The sequence below is a fragment of the Flavobacterium granuli genome (genome assembly GCF_900129705.1).
Lineage (GTDB): Bacteria > Bacteroidota > Bacteroidia > Flavobacteriales > Flavobacteriaceae > Flavobacterium > Flavobacterium granuli.
On record NZ_FQWO01000013.1, the window covers coordinates 17,229 to 33,233 of the forward strand.

At 35.6% G+C, this 16,005-nt stretch carries 13 protein-coding genes; 8 read left to right on the top strand and 5 right to left on the bottom strand.

Features of this window, described 5'->3' with window-relative positions:
- The first annotated feature begins 163 nt into the window (after positions 1 to 163).
- Entirely contained in the window at positions 164 to 3,352 is a 3,189-nt protein-coding gene (gene ccsA / locus BUB25_RS14395; RefSeq protein ID WP_072945542.1) for a cytochrome c biogenesis protein CcsA, read from the top strand.
- A 100-nt stretch (positions 3,353 to 3,452) separates the two neighbouring features.
- Here the strand turns inward: ccsA and BUB25_RS14400 are convergent, their stop codons facing one another.
- From BUB25_RS14400 to BUB25_RS14410, 3 genes are all read right to left on the bottom strand, one after another.
- Positions 3,453 to 4,397 carry a tRNA dihydrouridine synthase gene (locus tag BUB25_RS14400; protein ID WP_072945544.1) on the bottom strand — a complete coding sequence of 315 codons (945 nt, stop codon included), beginning with the start codon at positions 4,395 to 4,397 and terminating at the stop codon, positions 3,453 to 3,455.
- Between the two features lie 156 nt (positions 4,398 to 4,553).
- A complete protein-coding gene (locus BUB25_RS14405) occupies positions 4,554 to 5,339 on the bottom strand; it encodes an anti-sigma factor (protein ID WP_072945546.1) in 786 nt (261 codons plus the stop codon).
- Positions 5,339 to 5,869 carry an RNA polymerase sigma factor gene (locus BUB25_RS14410; RefSeq protein WP_072945548.1) on the bottom strand — a complete coding sequence of 177 codons (531 nt, stop codon included), beginning with the start codon at positions 5,867 to 5,869 and terminating at the stop codon, positions 5,339 to 5,341. Before BUB25_RS14410 ends, BUB25_RS14405 begins: the two co-directional genes overlap by 1 nt.
- Before the next feature lie 231 nt (positions 5,870 to 6,100).
- Between BUB25_RS14410 and BUB25_RS16805 the strand changes: the two genes are divergently transcribed.
- The 5 genes from BUB25_RS16805 to BUB25_RS14435 all read left to right on the top strand — a co-directional run bounded on the left by BUB25_RS16805 (position 6,101) and on the right by BUB25_RS14435 (position 11,668).
- A complete protein-coding gene (locus BUB25_RS16805) occupies positions 6,101 to 6,751 on the top strand; it encodes a DUF4331 family protein (RefSeq protein WP_072945550.1) in 651 nt (216 codons plus the stop codon).
- 25 nt (positions 6,752 to 6,776) lie between these two features.
- Positions 6,777 to 7,328 (top strand): DUF4331 family protein, encoded by a 552-nt coding sequence (locus BUB25_RS16810; protein WP_072945682.1) that lies wholly within the window; start codon positions 6,777 to 6,779, stop codon positions 7,326 to 7,328.
- An 81-nt stretch (positions 7,329 to 7,409) separates the two neighbouring features.
- Positions 7,410 to 8,705 carry a tetratricopeptide repeat protein gene (locus BUB25_RS14425; protein WP_072945552.1) on the top strand — a complete coding sequence of 432 codons (1,296 nt, stop codon included), beginning with the start codon at positions 7,410 to 7,412 and terminating at the stop codon, positions 8,703 to 8,705.
- A gap of 19 nt (positions 8,706 to 8,724) precedes the next feature.
- Complete coding sequence (locus BUB25_RS14430; protein WP_072945561.1) at positions 8,725 to 10,938, top strand: TonB-dependent receptor; 2,214 nt, start codon at positions 8,725 to 8,727, stop codon at positions 10,936 to 10,938.
- Positions 10,939 to 11,080: 142 nt separating this feature from the next.
- Entirely contained in the window at positions 11,081 to 11,668 is a 588-nt protein-coding gene (locus tag BUB25_RS14435) for a glutathione peroxidase (RefSeq protein WP_072945563.1), read from the top strand.
- A 77-nt stretch (positions 11,669 to 11,745) separates the two neighbouring features.
- On the opposite strand, the gene BUB25_RS14440 is transcribed toward BUB25_RS14435, so the two are convergent.
- On the bottom strand, positions 11,746 to 12,258 hold the full coding sequence (locus BUB25_RS14440) for a GNAT family N-acetyltransferase (RefSeq protein ID WP_317614833.1): 513 nt from the start codon (positions 12,256 to 12,258) through the stop codon (positions 11,746 to 11,748).
- A gap of 99 nt (positions 12,259 to 12,357) precedes the next feature.
- On the opposite strand from BUB25_RS14440, the gene menD reads away from it, so the two are divergent.
- Positions 12,358 to 14,019 carry a 2-succinyl-5-enolpyruvyl-6-hydroxy-3-cyclohexene-1-carboxylic-acid synthase gene (gene menD / locus BUB25_RS14445; protein ID WP_072945685.1) on the top strand — a complete coding sequence of 554 codons (1,662 nt, stop codon included), beginning with the start codon at positions 12,358 to 12,360 and terminating at the stop codon, positions 14,017 to 14,019.
- A 125-nt stretch (positions 14,020 to 14,144) separates the two neighbouring features.
- Complete coding sequence (locus BUB25_RS14450) at positions 14,145 to 14,486, top strand: DUF2853 family protein (protein WP_072945565.1); 342 nt, start codon at positions 14,145 to 14,147, stop codon at positions 14,484 to 14,486.
- A gap of 160 nt (positions 14,487 to 14,646) precedes the next feature.
- Here the strand turns inward: BUB25_RS14450 and BUB25_RS14455 are convergent, their stop codons facing one another.
- The gene (locus BUB25_RS14455; RefSeq protein ID WP_072945567.1) at positions 14,647 to 15,999 is read right to left on the bottom strand and encodes a M20/M25/M40 family metallo-hydrolase; all 1,353 of its coding nucleotides are present in this window, start codon (positions 15,997 to 15,999) and stop codon (positions 14,647 to 14,649) included.
- Between the last annotated feature and the right edge of the window lie 6 nt (positions 16,000 to 16,005).

Here is a 16,005-nt window from a genome sequence, read left to right on the forward strand (position 1 = left end):
ACTACCAACTCAGGGATAGGTGAAATAAATTAGTATTGGAAATCAGCGATTAGTTGCCTTGTTAAAGTACTTAATTTTGGATTTAATTAACAATTATACGAATATAGAAGTCAACAATTTTAAGTACTTTTGTCGCACTTTTATAAAACGTAATTCCTTACAAATGAATAAAAAATTATACTCGTTTTTGTTTTCTACACGATTAATGGCGCTTCTTTTTGTGACTTTTGCAATTGCAATGGGTGTAGGAACTTTTATCGAAAGCAAATACAATACAGATACGGCCCGCATTTTAGTGTATAATGCCTGGTGGTTTGAAGCGATAATGGTCTTTTTTATGATTAATTTCATTGGAAATATAAAAAGATACCAATTGTTTAAAAAAGAAAAATGGGCTACTTTAATGCTTCATTTGGCTTTTATTTTGATTCTTTTGGGTGCCTTTATTACGCGATATATCAGCTATGAAGGGATGATGCCGATACGTGAAGGAGCCAGCGAAAATCAATTTTATTCAGATAAAACATTCCTGACCATTTTTGTCGATGGAGAGTATAAAGGAGAAATGAAACGCAGGGTTTTTGAAAAACCTTTATTGCTGTCTCCGGTGACCAACAATAGTTTTACGGTTTCAGGACAATTTGCCGATACGCCATTTAAAGTGGAGTATAAAAATTTCATTATGGGAGCCAAAGAATATGTTAAAGCGGATCCTAAAGGAACCTTGTTTTTGAAAATTGTGGAAGCAGGTGACGGAGGGCGTCATGAACATTTCCTGAAAGAAGGGGAAGTTCAAAATATTCACAACGTTTTATTTGCGTTGAATAAACCAACGGATGGTGCCATAAATATTAATACCAATGGCGATGCTTACACTATTCAAACGCCGTTTGAAGGGAATTTTATGCGTATGGCTGACAAACTCGAAGGAGCAGTCACTAAAGACAATGTGCAACCATTGATGATGCGATCGCTTTACACTATTGGCGAAATGCGATTTGTATTTCCAGATCCTGCGGTAAAAGGTGTAATAGCTTATGAATCAGATAATGATTTTAAAGCTAAAACTCATGAAGATGCGCTGACTCTTAAATTGACCGCCGACGGAGAGGAAAAAGAAGTTACGGTATTGGGATCCAAAGGAAAAACAGGTGATTTTCAAACAGTTAAAATAGGAAAAATGGATTATACTTTTTTCTTCGGAAGCAAAGCTTATGTCTTGCCTTTCAAATTAAAACTGAATGATTTTATTGCCCAAAAATATCCCGGTACAGAAAAAAGTTATTCCTCTTTTGAAAGTAAAGTTACCGTTGAGGATTCTATAAAACCATTTGATGCCAGAATTTATATGAATAATGTTTTAGATCATAAAGGCTATCGTTTCTTTCAATCTTCATTTGATCCTGATGAAAAAGGAACCGTTTTATCTGTAAATCACGATTTTTGGGGAACACAGATTACTTATGTCGGATATTTCTTGTTGTATTTTGCGATGATGGCAATTATGTTTACCAAACATTCTCGTTTTGCTGATTTGAAACGTAAATTGGAAGTGGTAAAAAAGAAAAAGTCAAAACTGATTACGATTTTGGTTTTGTTCTTGAGTTTTGGTGCAATGGCACAATCCCATAATCATCAACATGATGAACATGGAAATCATCCGGACCATACCGAAAACGGGATGCATACTAGAAATAAACCTACCGAAAAACAATTGGATTCTTTACTTAACAAATTTAAGGTTAAGGAAGAGCATGCAGCTAAATTTGGTAGATTAATTATTCAAGATGCCGGTGGAAGAATGAAACCCATCAATACTTTTTCGTCTGAATTGTTGCGAAAAGTGAGCCATTCTAATGATTATAAAGGGATGAATCCGGATCAGGTATTTTTATCGATGTCTCAATATGCTCAATTGTGGATTGAAGTTCCGTTGATTTATTTGAGAAGTGGTAATGATAGTATCCGTAAATTAATTGGAGTTGATCTAAAAGCCAAAACGGCTCCTTTTGTAGCTTTCTTTGACGAAAAAGGAAACTACAAATTAGCTCCTTATTTGGATGCTGCCTATAAAGCGGCAAATCCAAATCAATTTGAGAAAGATTTTATCGAAACGGATAAGAAAGTAAACATAATGGAATCAGCCTTGAGCGGTAGGATTTTAAAAATTTTCCCGATTCCTAATCATGAAAATGATAAATGGATTTCTTACTTAGAAGTGGGGAATTCCGGTTTAAAAGGAATGGATTCTACTTATACCAAAAGTGTTTTGCCTTTGTATTTTGGCTCTTTAAATAACGCTTCGATTTCAAATGATTATAAAAATCCAGATGATTTATTGGAAAGTATTCACGGTTTCCAAAGAAAATTTGGCAGTAAGGTTTTGCCAAGTGAAGATAAAGTGACTACTGAAATATTGTACAACAAATATGATGTTTTTCAAAAATTATTTTATTGGTATATTCTATCGGCTATATTAATGTTGGCATTTACAATTTTATCGATATTCAAGGAGCGTAAGTTTTTGACTGTTGCCGTTAATATAATGCATGTAATTATAGGATTATTGTTTGTTTTGCATACTTTGGGACTGATTGCCAGATGGTATATTTCAGGTCATGCCCCTTGGAGTAATGCTTATGAATCTATTATCTATATTGCTTGGGCAACTATGTTTTTTGGTTTGGCTTTCGATATCAAATCTAAATTGACAGTAGCTTCATCAGCCTTTGTAACAGCAATGATTCTTTGGGCTGCGTACCAAAACTGGATTGATCCGGAAATTGCTAACTTACAACCAGTTCTTAATTCGTATTGGTTGATGATTCACGTGGCGGTAATCGTGGCTAGTTATGGGCCATTCGCATTAGGAATGATTTTAGGTTTTGTTTCCTTATTGCTAATCTTTTTTACCAATGAAAAGAACAAAGCTAAAATGGAGTTGAATATTAAGGAAATTACCTATATCAATGAAATGGCTTTGACCATTGGATTGATTATGTTAACTATAGGAAACTTCCTTGGAGGGCAATGGGCTAATGAAAGCTGGGGACGTTATTGGGGGTGGGATCCAAAAGAAACTTGGGCACTAATTAGTATTATGGTGTACGCTTTTGTGATTCACGCTCGATTTGTACCTTCTTTAAGAGGAAAATGGATATTTAACCTGATGAGTATGTTTGCTTTTATTTCTATCTTGTTTACCTATTATGGGGTGAACTTTCACTTGGTAGGACTGCATTCTTATGCCAGTGGAGAAGCACATTCATTAGATTGGATTTGGTATTCGTTGGGAACAATTACTTTTATTGGAGCGATTACTTATCCAAAATATAGGAAATATTATAAATAAATAGTTTATAAGTCTTAAACAAAAAAAGGTTCAACGCAAGTTGAACCTTTTTTTGTTAGAATTATGAAAGCTAATAAACTCTTAGAAACATTTTGGATGTTTAGCCCGCTTTTATTATTTCTTGAACGGCTTGTTCATAATTACGGATACTGTTCGCTTTTTTTATTTTTTTAGCTACTTTGTGTGGGTTATCAAAAATAACAGAAAAATATTCCCACAAATGGTGCATTTTCAACAGGATGTGTGTTGCACCAGATAAGGATTCACTATAACCTTCGTATAAGGTATCATGAAAATCGCTAAATAATTGCATTTTGTTTTTAGGATATTCTACACTATTGTTTTTAATCATCGAAGGCAAAAAGGGATCAGCAATTAAACCTCGACCGATCATCCAGTGGTCTATGCTAGGAAAACGTTCTTGCATTTCATGGAATTTAGCTACTGAGGTAATATCGCCATTGTAATACAATTTGAGTTTTGTGGCATCGACACATTGTTGAAACGCATCCAAATTTACGCCACCATTGTACAATTGTTTTCCAATGCGGGCGTGAATTGCTACATTTTTGATAGGATAGTTTTCCAAAATGGGTAAAACCTGAAGAATTTCTTCGGTATTTTCATAGCCCAAACGCATTTTCATAGACACTATAATATCCGACTCCGCATGAACTCTTTCTAAAATAGTATCGATTTTTTGAGTTTGGCAAATCAATCCTGAGCCCATTCCTGATTTGGTTACCATTGGATAAGGACAACCTAGATTCCAATTCAGCTCTTTGTATCCCAGCTCCTGAACATATTTTGCCACGAACAAAAATTCATCGGCATCATTTGTTATCACTTGTGGAATAACCTCCAGATTGGCATTGTTTTCAGGTAGCAAATCCCGTTGATAAGAGGATTTGATGACTAATTTTCCGTTCAAACGGATATAGGGCGCGTAATAGGTATCGATGCCTCCAAAATATTTGTTTACAGCATTTCTAAAACGAAAATCAGTAAAACCTTGAAGGGGCGAAGAAAGTAGGGTGTAGCTCATGAAAATTATAATTGTGCAAATATAAGATACTTTGGGCGGTTATGACTTTCTAAGTGAGTTTATGTTTTGTCAGTCTTTAAGAAAAGTATTGGTAAACAAAAAAAAAGACTCTCAAATGAAAGTCTTTTTTAGAATATAATATTTTGAATTGTTGTTTTAAACCTTTCCTAAGGTATACAATTGCTCCATTGTAGGGGTCAAACTTCCTCCGGCTGGCTCTAACGTAATTCCAAAAGCTTCGGCATCTCCCGTATTATTCACTGCAAAAATGCGTTGGTTGTTTTCGTCAAATTTTTCTAACAAACCAATGCTGGTAGGCGTCAAAGGATTCAATTTCAAAGCCCAAACTTGGTAAACCATTCCTTTAGGAGGTTCTGGCAGTCCGGATGCATCAACATAAACCACTTCGGTTTCTTTGTTCCAATACACTTTGGCAGATGACTCAGGTGCTACAGCTTGTCCACCAAGTGAAACAACGGTATTTTTGGCATCTCTTATTACGGCCAGATTGGTTTCAGTTTGTTTGTTTTTTAACTCTAATAGATTGCGTTCTTTCTCTATTTTTACTTTTTCAATCTGAGCATTTACCACCTGATTATTGGTTTGTTGCAATTGGTTGTATTGGAATCCGATTCCAACCAATAATAGAATAGCGGCGGCCCATCCGATATATTGTGACCAATTTCGTGAAGCTTCCATTGGAACTACGGCTGTTTGCTGTAAGTCGAGCTTTGCTTTTATTTTTTCATAATTAGCAGCTGATTGAAAAGGCGAAAAACTGGAAGATAATGCGATAATTGCTTTTTCGATAGCGATAATCTCCTCATTGATTTCAGGATTTTTTTTGGCCAGAGCGCTAATCTCCTCATTTTCGGTTTCACTAAGCAAACCGTAAACGTAAAGTTCTAATATTCCGGATTCTATATATTCTTTATTTTCCATTATACTTTCAAATAGTTTCTTAAATCATTGATACAATTTCTATTATGTGTTTTTACGGTTCCCAAAGGAATGGCTAATTCTTCTGAAGCTTCCTGCTGGGTATACCCTTTAAAAAATAACAAATCAATTATTTGAATGCATTTTGGTTTGAGTCTTTTTACAAATTCCTGCATACCAATAGTATCCACTTTATTGATCAGTTTACTACTGTCGTCTAATAGATGTACGAAATTATCAGAAGAAAGGTTTTTTTGGCTGTTGTTAAAATTTTTGGAACGCAGCATATCTATAGCGGTATTTCGCGCAATGTTTATGATCCAAGTATAGAATCGGCCTTTGCTTTCCTGATAGGAATCAATGTTTTTCCAGATTTTTACAAAAACATCCTGAAGTACATCTTCTGCTTCTTCGCGGTTTCTTACCAGAACATGTATCACTGAAAATAAACTTTTTGAATACATATCGTAAAGATGTGTAAATGCCTTATCGTCTTTCTTATAGATCAATACTAAAAGTTCTTCCTGAGTCATATACTTTATGTTTTATAGTTACAAACTTATACAAACTTATTTATAATTGGACACTTAAAATTAGCAACTGCTTTAAATTCGGTTCTGATTGAATCCGATTTTATTTATTTATGTTTTTTAAGATGCTGTATTGTAGGTATTTATAAGTTTAGTTAACTTTTTTTTAATTTTTTAAAACCAAAAGGAATCTTATTGCGTAAATGCTTTTATAACCTTTTAAATTTTAACAAAATGAAAAAACCAAAAATGATATTAGGTCTGGCGCTAGTGGCGATTACAGGCTTAGTTTTAGTAGCAGCGGATCATATTGATGCGCCATCGGTAACAGGAAATGCCGCTGATATTACCGATATGTACACTTTTCAAGGACAAAACACCAACAATTTAGTTTTTGCGGTTAACACACAAGGATTATTAAGTCCCAATGCAACTGCTGCGGCCATGTTTAGTGAAAATGTGATGATTGAAATTAACATCGATAATACGGGTGATAATGTTGAAGATTTGGTTATTCAAGCGATAAGAAAAGGAAATAAGATGTATTTCTTTGGACCTTATGCTCCAGCTGCAACAGGAACCTCTAGCACCATAAAAACGAGTGCTGCTTCAGGAAACGTAGCAATTTCTACTTATGGTTCGGCTGCTGTGATTGCTGAAAGTGGTGGAATGAAGTTTTTTGCAGGTCCCAGAGATGATCCTTTCTTTTTTGACTTAGGTCAGTTTCAGGCCATACTAGGCGGAACAGCTTCAGGATTTAATAATCCGGGAACAGATACTTTTGCAGGAACAAATGTACTTTCGGTAGTTGTTGAAGTGCCAAAAGCAATGTTGGGAACAGCAACTTCACTGAATGTATGGGCAGAAACTAAGAAAAAACAATAAAAACCAATTATTAAAATCAAAAATTATGAAGACAAATAAAATCAAAATCATAGCAATAGCACTTATGGGTGCAGTGGTTTCAGCAAGCTGTAACGACGACGATGCTAGTAATAATTCGATGGTGAGCGCTGATTTCTCAGGAACTTTTGTGCAACAAGATCAAATGGCAAGACCGGCAATCAATACGGTATTTATTGCTTCGGGACAACCTAAAGATGAGTTTAATGCAACCATTCCTTCGATGATGGGCGCTAAATACCAATCTGCTTTTCAATCCCGTCTTCTTGCTTTGAATGCGGCTTATACAACAAATGCTTTAGGCTTAACGGCTTCTCAGTTTAGCGGAGTATTAGCGACGGATGTTTTAAATGTAAAAACGTCGGGAAAAACAACTTTTTTTGACGGAACTAATGTTTTAACGGGCAGAGCTTTGGCTGATGATGTGATTGATGTGGAATTACTATTAATTTTTGGAGGACCAATGGGAACTTCTAATCCTGGTCTTACTTCAGATCATGTAGATGCAAATGATAAACCATTTTCGGCCTCATTTCCTTATTTGGTGGCAGCCTGGTAAGACATAATTCAAAAAAAACAGAGTTCTTTTATATTAATAGCACTCTGTTTTTTTTTATAAACAACTTATAAACGACATATTATGAAACCCTATAAATTAATCCCCGTTTTGGTTTTCACAATCCTTTTTATATTCGCTTGCGATACTAAAAATACCCAAATCACAAAAGTTGCCGATTACAATAATTACTTAAAGGTGAAAGAAAATAAAGCATTGGATTTTGCCCATGCCGAAATTGATTTTTGGCAAAAGAAATTTGATAAAGCGCCTAATCAAAGCAGTTATTTGGGTATAATAGCTTCAAAATATGCGACTCTTTTTGAGTATACTGGAGATGTTAGTCATTTGTATAAAGCAGAAGAACTATTGACAAAGGTTAATGAATCCTATAAATATTCCAAAGTGGCGGCAATTCGCTCTTTGGCCAGGAATTATATTTCCCAACACCGATTTAAAGAAGCTTTAGTTTTGGCTAATAAAGCATTTGCTATAGGCGAAGGCCGAAAAGAAACTCAAAAGTTATTGTTTGATGTCCAAATGGAATTGGGCAATTATACCGAAGCCGAAAAAAATTTAAATGCGGTTAAGGATATGAATGATTTTGATTATTTGATTCGTTTGGCAAAATGGAATGATCACAAAGGCGATTTGGAAACAGCCATTACCTTTATGGAAAAGGCAAGAGATATTGCCGAAAAAGAAGATAATAAAACACTCAAAATATGGTCTTATTCTAATCTGGGGGATTTCTATGGACATGCCGGAAGAATTCAAGAGTCCTATGATTGTTATTTAAAAACATTAGCAATAGATCCCAATTATTCCTATGCTTTAAAAGGAATTGCCTGGATTGTTTTTTCTCATGAAAGGAATACAAAAGAGGCAAATAGAATTGTAGAAGCTATTGAATTGACCCATAATACACCTGATTTTTATTTGTTGAAATCTCAAATAGCTCAATTTGAAGGAAATAAAGAGGAGGCATTACATGAAAGAAACGCTTATTTTTGCATGCAGGAGAATAACGATTATGGAGCAATGTACAATAAATACAATACTCTGATTTATGCCGATGTAAAGGAAACGGCATCCAAAGCCCTGGCGATAGCCAAAATTGAAGTCAATCACAGACCTACACCAGATTCTTATGATCTATTGGCTTGGTCTTATTTAAAGATGGGACAAAATAAAAAGGCATTGGAAATTGCCGAAAAGCATGTGCAGGGAAAAACATTTGAACCCAAAGTGCAGTACCATTTAGCGATGATTTACAAGTCAAATAATAAAATGAATAAAGTGGCACCTATAAAGCAAGAATTACTTTCGAGCATTTATGAATTAGGTCCCAATATGGAAGAAAAAGTAAAACAATTATAATACCCAATAAATCCCCAATATGAAATATTTTTTTACAATACTACTGTCTGTTCTAGGATTACTATCGCACGGTCAAATACAAAAAGGAATTGTTCTGGACGAAGCTGGGAAAACGATAGAGAATGCCTATATCGTTAATATAAATTCAGAAAGTCATGCGCATACTAATGAATTTGGGCTATTAAGTATTGATAAATCGGTGGCAGGAAATGTTTTGAAAGTAACGGCTTTAGGGTACAAAAAAAAGAATTTCACTATTGTAGGCACTGAAAATAAAATTGTCTTAGAAGAGGATATTTTTAGATTAAATGAAATTGTTATTCAACCTAAACTCTCGGCGATGAATGTCATTTCCAAAATAGATTTACAAACCACTCCTGTCAATTCCTCTCAGGAAATTTTAAGGAAAGTTCCCGGATTATTCATCGGGCAGCATGCCGGCGGAGGTAAAGCAGAGCAGCTGTTTTTAAGAGGTTTTGACATAGATCATGGTACTGATATTGCTATTTCGGTAGATGGAATGCCGGTGAATATGGTGTCTCATGCGCACGGTCAGGGTTATTCTGATTTGCATTTTGTGATTCCGGAAACCGTAGAAAAGATAGATTTTGGAAAAGGGACGTATTATGCCAGTAAAGGGGATTTTACAACAGCAGGATACGTCACTTTCCAAACTAAAGAAAAATTAGAAAACAGCAGCATTAGTTTTGAAGCCGGTCAGTTTAATACGCTTAGAACAGTAGGTTTGTTTAATCTTTTGGGTAACCAAAAAAAGCAAAGTGCCTATATCGCCACGGAATACATTTTAACCGATGGACCTTTTGATTCGCCGCAAAATTTTAGCAGAGTCAATTTGCTGGGGAAATATTCGGCAATACTAAATGATGACAGTAAGTTTTCTATAATGGCTTCCCGTTTTTACAGTAAATGGGATGCTTCCGGACAAATACCACAGCGATTGGTTGACAATGGAATCATTTCCAGATTCGGATCTGTTGATGATACCGAGGGAGGAAATACTGCTAGAACTAATATAAATGCGACTTTGAGTAAGCCCATCGATGAAAATACTTTCTTGAAAGCCAATGCTTTTTATTCCAAATATGATTTTGAGTTGTATTCTAATTTTACTTTTTTTCTGGAAGATCCTATCAATGGAGACCAAATCAAGCAAAAAGAAGACCGTTCTATTTATGGAATGAATGTGGAGCTCAATAAGCAGATAAAGAATAATGATTGGGATATTTCGTTTCAGCTGGGTGCCGGTTTTCGAGCCGATGCAACCATAGATTCTGAACTGTCTCACACCCTAAACAGATCGACTACTTTAGAGAATATTAAATTAGGTGATATTGATCAAACAAATGGATTTAGCTATTTGAATTCAGAAATTAAATGGGGAAAATTAACCATAAACCCGGCTGTACGTTTGGATTATTTCAAATTTAATTATCAGGATAAACTCGCTCCTGTGTATAAAAATCAGTCTGAAACCGAAGTGAAAGTTTCGCCTAAGTTAAATTTTATTTATTCGCAAAATAACAATTTGCAGTTTTTTGTAAAATCAGGAATCGGATTTCATTCGAATGATACTCGTGTAGTAGTTCAAAATAATGGAAAACAGATTTTACCAACGGCTATTGGTACGGATGTAGGTACCATTTGGAAACCATTTCCTAACTTATTCGTGAACTCGGCCTTGTGGTACCTTTACCTGCAACAGGAATTTGTTTATGTGGGTGACGCGGGAATTATTGAGCCAAGCGGAAAATCGAATCGCATGGGTGCCGATTTAGGATTACGCTACCAATTGAACGATTGGTTGTATCTCGATGCCGATGCTAATTATACTTATGCCAGAAGTATTGATGAGTCTAAAGGACAGGATTTCATTCCGCTTGCTCCAGATTTCACGACTACCGGCGGGCTGAGTTTTCAAAAATGGAACGGATTTTCAGGTGGATTGCGCTATCGCTATTTGAAGAATCGTCCGGCAAATGAAGACAATTCAATCGTTGCCAAAGGATATTTTGTAACCGATATGAATGTAAATTATGAATATAAAAGCGTCACTTTTGGGGTTTCAATAGATAATCTGTTTAATACGAAATGGAACGAAACTCAGTTTGCCACCGAATCCAGATTGAAGGATGAAGTCAATAGCGTCGAAGAAATTCATTTTACACCGGGAACGCCTTTCTTCATGAAAGCTAAAGTAACGTATAGGTTTTAATTTTAATCGCGATTCTTTTAGGTTGAATCAGTAACAATATTGTTTTTATTTAATTAATATTTAACATCCGTTGAAGCAAAATAATAGAGGTAATCGGCTTTGTATCCTACCAATTTGTCTAATTTTATAAAAAAATATAAAAATGAAAAAAATAGTAGTATTAGCTTGTTTTACCCTATTCTTTTTTGGAGGTCAAAGTCAGGCACAAAACCAAAAAGCAGTTAAAAGTAAAAGCGAAAACGCAATGGAAAAACAAACAATTTATCAATTTAAAGTAGAGGATTTGTACGGTAATGTATTTGATTTTTCGACTTTAAAAGGCAAAAAGATAATGATTGTCAATACAGCTTCAAAATGTGGATTGACTCCTCAATACAAAAGTTTAGAAGCTATTTATAAAGAATACAAAGACAAAGGTTTTGTCATTGTAGGTTTTCCAGCAAATAATTTTGCCTCACAAGAACCGGGAACCAATGAAGAAATCGCTACTTTTTGCCAAGAAAATTATGGAGTTACTTTTCCAATGATGGACAAAGTATCGGTAAAAGGAGATGATATGTGTCCTTTATATCAGTTCTTGACACAGAAAGCTAAAAATGGATTGAAAGATTCAGAAGTAGAATGGAATTTTCAAAAATACCTTATCAATAAAAAAGGACAATTAGAACAAGTAATCGCTCCAAGAACATTGCCAACAGATGCTTCTGTAATCAATTGGATCAAAGCCTAGTTTTAAGAAAACACAAGCAAAATAAAAAAGCTATTCCTGAATTTGGGAATAGCTTTTTTTATAGCTGAAAAGAAAAATTAAAGCAAAAGTTGCATAAAAACAGAATCAAGCCAGCGGTCAAATTTATAACCCGATTCTTTAATAATTCCCGAAACTTTAAAACCATATTTTTGATGAAAATCAATACTGCCTTGATTTTCTGAATCGATAACACCAATCATGTTGTGAAAACCTTGATTTCGGGCTAATTGAATGAGCTCGGCCAAGAGTAATTTCCCGGCTCCTTTTCCCATAAATTCTTCGGCCACATAGACAGAATGCTCTACCGTGAAACGATAGGCTTCTTTTTCCCTGAAAGTCCCATAAGTGGCATACCCAATAGGGGAGTTTTCGTATTCGGCCACAATAACGGGAAAATTAAGCTCTTGTTTTTTTTCAAACCATAATTTCTGGGTTTCAAAATCGCGTGGTTCATAATCGTAAATCGATGTACTGTTCAGAATTTGGTGATTTATGATTTCCAATATAGTGTCTAAGTCAGAAAAAACAGCCGGTCTTATCTTGATTTTCATATCAAATGTAATTTCCATCAAAATTAAGAAAACTATTTAAGTTTATGGAAAAACCTTTACAACTTTGTATCTTTGATACTTGATCCGAGCCTCGAAGGCAAACATAAAATAAGAACAATGATTTACCCCAAAATACCTTTAGCCCAAAGTTTAATTCAAATTTGTCTGGCCAAAGGAATAACAACCATTATAATCTCGCCGGGATCCAGAAATGCTCCTTTAACAATCGGTTTTGCGTCTAATCCCAATTTTAAATGTTATAGTATAGCTGATGAGCGCGCTGCTGCTTTTTTTGGTCTTGGAATAGCCCAGCAAACTAATAAACCCGTAGCATTGGTTTGTACTTCGGGATCTGCGCTATTGAATTATTATCCTGCTTTGGCGGAAGCTTTTTACAGCCAAATTCCTTTGATAGTGATTTCGGCTGATAGGCCTCAAAGTAAAATAGATATAGGTGACGGTCAAACGATCCGACAGGAAAATGTTTTTGCCAATCATTCTTTATACAATGCGAATTTGAGTGAGTTAGTTTCCGTGGAAAATGATTTTAAGATTAACGAAGCTATCAATACGGCAATTCTGAAAAAAGGACCGGTACACATTAATGTTCCTTTTGAAGAGCCTTTGTATGAAACCGTTTCGCAACTTTCTGTAGAGGTTAAGATTCATGCTGCCGCAAATGATAAGCAAGCCGATTCGAATGGAGATTTATCAAAATTTACTGCTATTTGGAATGCAGCTCCCAAAAAAATGCTGTTGGTGGGAGTAAATGCACCTCATACCATTAGCGAAGATATAATTCAGACTTTAGCCCAAGATGAATCGGTTGTGGTAATGACCGAAACGACGTCCAATTTGCATCATCCTTCTTTTATAACTAATATTGATACGATAATTACTCCTTTTACCGAAGCTGATTTTGAGCGTTTTCGTCCCGATATTTTGGTGACTTTTGGAGGAATGATAGTTTCTAAGCGCATTAAGGCTTTTTTGCGAAAATACAAGCCAAAGCATCATTGGCATATTGATTCTTTGCGGGCCTATGACACTTTTGGCGCATTGACGCAGCATTTTGAAATGGAACCCAACGTCTTTTTCGATTTGTTTTTACCGCTTACGAAGGCAGTTCCAAGTGATTATTTCCAAAAAATGAATGAGGTTAATCTTTTGCGTAAAAGAAAGCGCGAAAATTACATTTCAAGAATTCCTTTTTCTGATTTTGTGGTTTTTGATCGTATGATTAAAAGTTTGCCCCAAAACAGTATGCTGCAAATCAGCAACAGTTCGGCGATTCGTTACGCGCAATTAATTGATATCGATCCTTCGATAGAAGTGTATTCTAATAGAGGAACCAGCGGTATTGACGGAAGCACTTCGACAGCCATTGGTGCGGCTGTGGCCAATAAAAAACAGACCGTTTTTATAACAGGTGATATTGGATTTCTTTATGACAATAATGCACTGTGGAATCAATATATTCCCACTAATTTCAAAATTATTTTAATTAATAATGGCGGTGGCGGTATTTTTAGGATTTTACCGGGACATGAAGAAACTCCTGTTTTTAATACTTTTTTTGAAACTTCCCACAGTTTGACAGCGGAACATTTGGCCAAAATGCATGGTTTCGAATATGCAATTGCCACAGACAAAGACAGTCTGACAAAGGGTTTAACAACTTTATACAGCCAGAATAAGAAGCCTAGTATATTGGAAGTTTTCACCCCAACATTGGAGAATGATGCTATTCTTTTACAATATTTCAAAGAACTAACATGATGTTGGATATAGGGCTTAGCTGAATTTTAATGTTTATTTTACATTAAATAGTAGTCTTTTTTTGAATAAATGTTTAAATTTGAGAATATAAGAGAATTATTAATCAATATTTTAAAATTTTAATTATGAGTGCAAGAGAAGAATTAATTGAAAAGTATGCAGCTGATTTGAAAGACAAATGTGGTGTTAATCCAGATATGGATTTATTGACAAAAGTGACTATTGGTTGCGGTCCTTCAATCTATAATGCTGATTCGGCTACTGTAGCCGGAAGTCAGCAATCAGAATTGGATACAGTTAAAAATAATTTTCTAATCAAGAAATTAGGCCTTTCTGATGGAGCTGCTTTAGATGCTGGAATTGATGCCGTAATGGAAAAATACGGTCGTTCTAACAAGAATAAATACAGAGTGGTGGTTTATTATTTATTGACACTTCACTTTAATAAAGAGAGTGTTTACAATTAGTAAATTGCCTTAAAAATAGAAAACGCCCTTCTTGGGCGTTTTTTTTTGAGTTAACTTTTTTTTTAAGTAGTTATCTGAAGATTGCTTTACCTTTTCTAAAAGTGATATTCGATTATGATGGATTGGAGAAAAAGACATTAGCTAACTCGGGATAAATAAATTACCGAATAGGAACCGGAAAAACGGGGATACTTGCATGTCCTAAGGCATCAACAGACTGAACGGCAAAAAAGAAATTGTCCTTTGAATAAGGGATTTCGGCTTTGGTACCGGTCACAAAAATGGTTTTTTCCCAATGAGAAGCGGCAGTTTCTCTGATCAGGATTTGGTAACCATAAACCTTTTTTCCTTCTGGAGCTTCCCAGACCAAAGTGGAAGAATTACTGAGTTCTTTGACTTCAATTCCTACATTGACAGGAGCTTTGGGAGACCAGGCCAAATTGCTGAATACCGCCAGATTGGAACAGGTAATTTTTCTTAGGTATTCAAAATCCATAAATTCAGGAAGATCCCCGTATTTTGTGCCATTTTCGGTTCTTACGTCTTGGTGTTGATGGTTGAAATTTTCATTCATTTCGCAAAAACGTATCGCCGGAAAACCATTTTGGCTAAAGGGCGTGTGATCGCCGCCACGCAAAAAACGGTCATTTCGATACACTAAATTGATGTCCAACTGATCTACGTATTGATTTGTGGTAGTTTTGATATATCTCGCCAGTAATCTCGATGGACTGTCATTGTCTCTATTGGTTGCTTTGCGCATTTTAGCCTCTTCTTCGGTTTCCAGATAAGGAATGGTTTCGCTAAACACCCGCACTTTTGTATTGTCTCTCAACTGGGTTCCGCTCGATAAGCTGTTGCCGATCATGTCATTATTAATCATGGCGATCACATTCCATTTGGACTTTTTGGCGTGTTCCGCCAAATGTCTGGAACCATAAAGGCCTTGTTCTTCTCCCGTAACAGCAACAAAAATTAAAGTAAAAGGAAACTCTTTTTTGGACATTATCTTGGCCAATTCCATCATCGCTGCAACACCGGAACCGTCATCATTTGCTCCCGGCGCATCTGATTTGGTATTCATCACATCCGAAACTCTGGAGTCCAGATGCCCGCTTATAATCATAACGCGATCATCAGTTGGGTCAGTTCCTTTTAGCGTTGCCATTACATTTCCCAGCTGGCTGTCTGTTGCAATTCGCTTGCCATCCGCTTTTACGGTAAAATAGTCGATGGTGGCAGTCAGTCTTCCATTAGATTCCAATGCATATTTATCAAATTGAGATTTTACCCATTGTTGTGCCGCGCCAATGCCGCGAGTTTTACTTTTGGTATCGCTCAAGGTATGTCTTGTGCCAAAGGATACTAATTTATGTATTGTTGTCTCAAGATTTTCTGCTTTTACTTCGGTGATCATTTTGCTGATTTCCGGATCCTTCAGTATAGTTTGGGCGGATAAAACAACAGGTAAAAAGAGTAACAGCGATAGGTAAGCGATGGAATGTAGTTTCATTTTTGG

Bases quoted from the DNA above. Each gene is read 5' to 3' on its own strand.
- BUB25_RS14440 (WP_317614833.1), bottom strand. From the start codon at position 12,258: ATGGAAATTACATTTGATATGAAAATCAAGATAAGACCGGCTGTTTTT.
- BUB25_RS14455 (WP_072945567.1), bottom strand. From the start codon at position 15,999: ATGAAACTACATTCCATCGCTTACCTATCGCTGTTACTCTTTTTACCT.
- BUB25_RS14400 (WP_072945544.1), bottom strand. From the start codon at position 4,397: ATGAGCTACACCCTACTTTCTTCGCCCCTTCAAGGTTTTACTGATTTT.
- BUB25_RS14410 (WP_072945548.1), bottom strand. From the start codon at position 5,869: ATGACTCAGGAAGAACTTTTAGTATTGATCTATAAGAAAGACGATAAG.
- BUB25_RS14435 (WP_072945563.1), top strand. From the start codon at position 11,081: ATGAAAAAAATAGTAGTATTAGCTTGTTTTACCCTATTCTTTTTTGGA.
- BUB25_RS16805 (WP_072945550.1), top strand. From the start codon at position 6,101: ATGAAAAAACCAAAAATGATATTAGGTCTGGCGCTAGTGGCGATTACA.
- BUB25_RS16810 (WP_072945682.1), top strand. From the start codon at position 6,777: ATGAAGACAAATAAAATCAAAATCATAGCAATAGCACTTATGGGTGCA.
- BUB25_RS14430 (WP_072945561.1), top strand. From the start codon at position 8,725: ATGAAATATTTTTTTACAATACTACTGTCTGTTCTAGGATTACTATCG.
- ccsA (WP_072945542.1), top strand. From the start codon at position 164: ATGAATAAAAAATTATACTCGTTTTTGTTTTCTACACGATTAATGGCG.
- BUB25_RS14425 (WP_072945552.1), top strand. From the start codon at position 7,410: ATGAAACCCTATAAATTAATCCCCGTTTTGGTTTTCACAATCCTTTTT.
- BUB25_RS14405 (WP_072945546.1), bottom strand. From the start codon at position 5,339: ATGGAAAATAAAGAATATATAGAATCCGGAATATTAGAACTTTACGTT.
- menD (WP_072945685.1), top strand. From the start codon at position 12,358: ATGATTTACCCCAAAATACCTTTAGCCCAAAGTTTAATTCAAATTTGT.
- BUB25_RS14450 (WP_072945565.1), top strand. From the start codon at position 14,145: ATGAGTGCAAGAGAAGAATTAATTGAAAAGTATGCAGCTGATTTGAAA.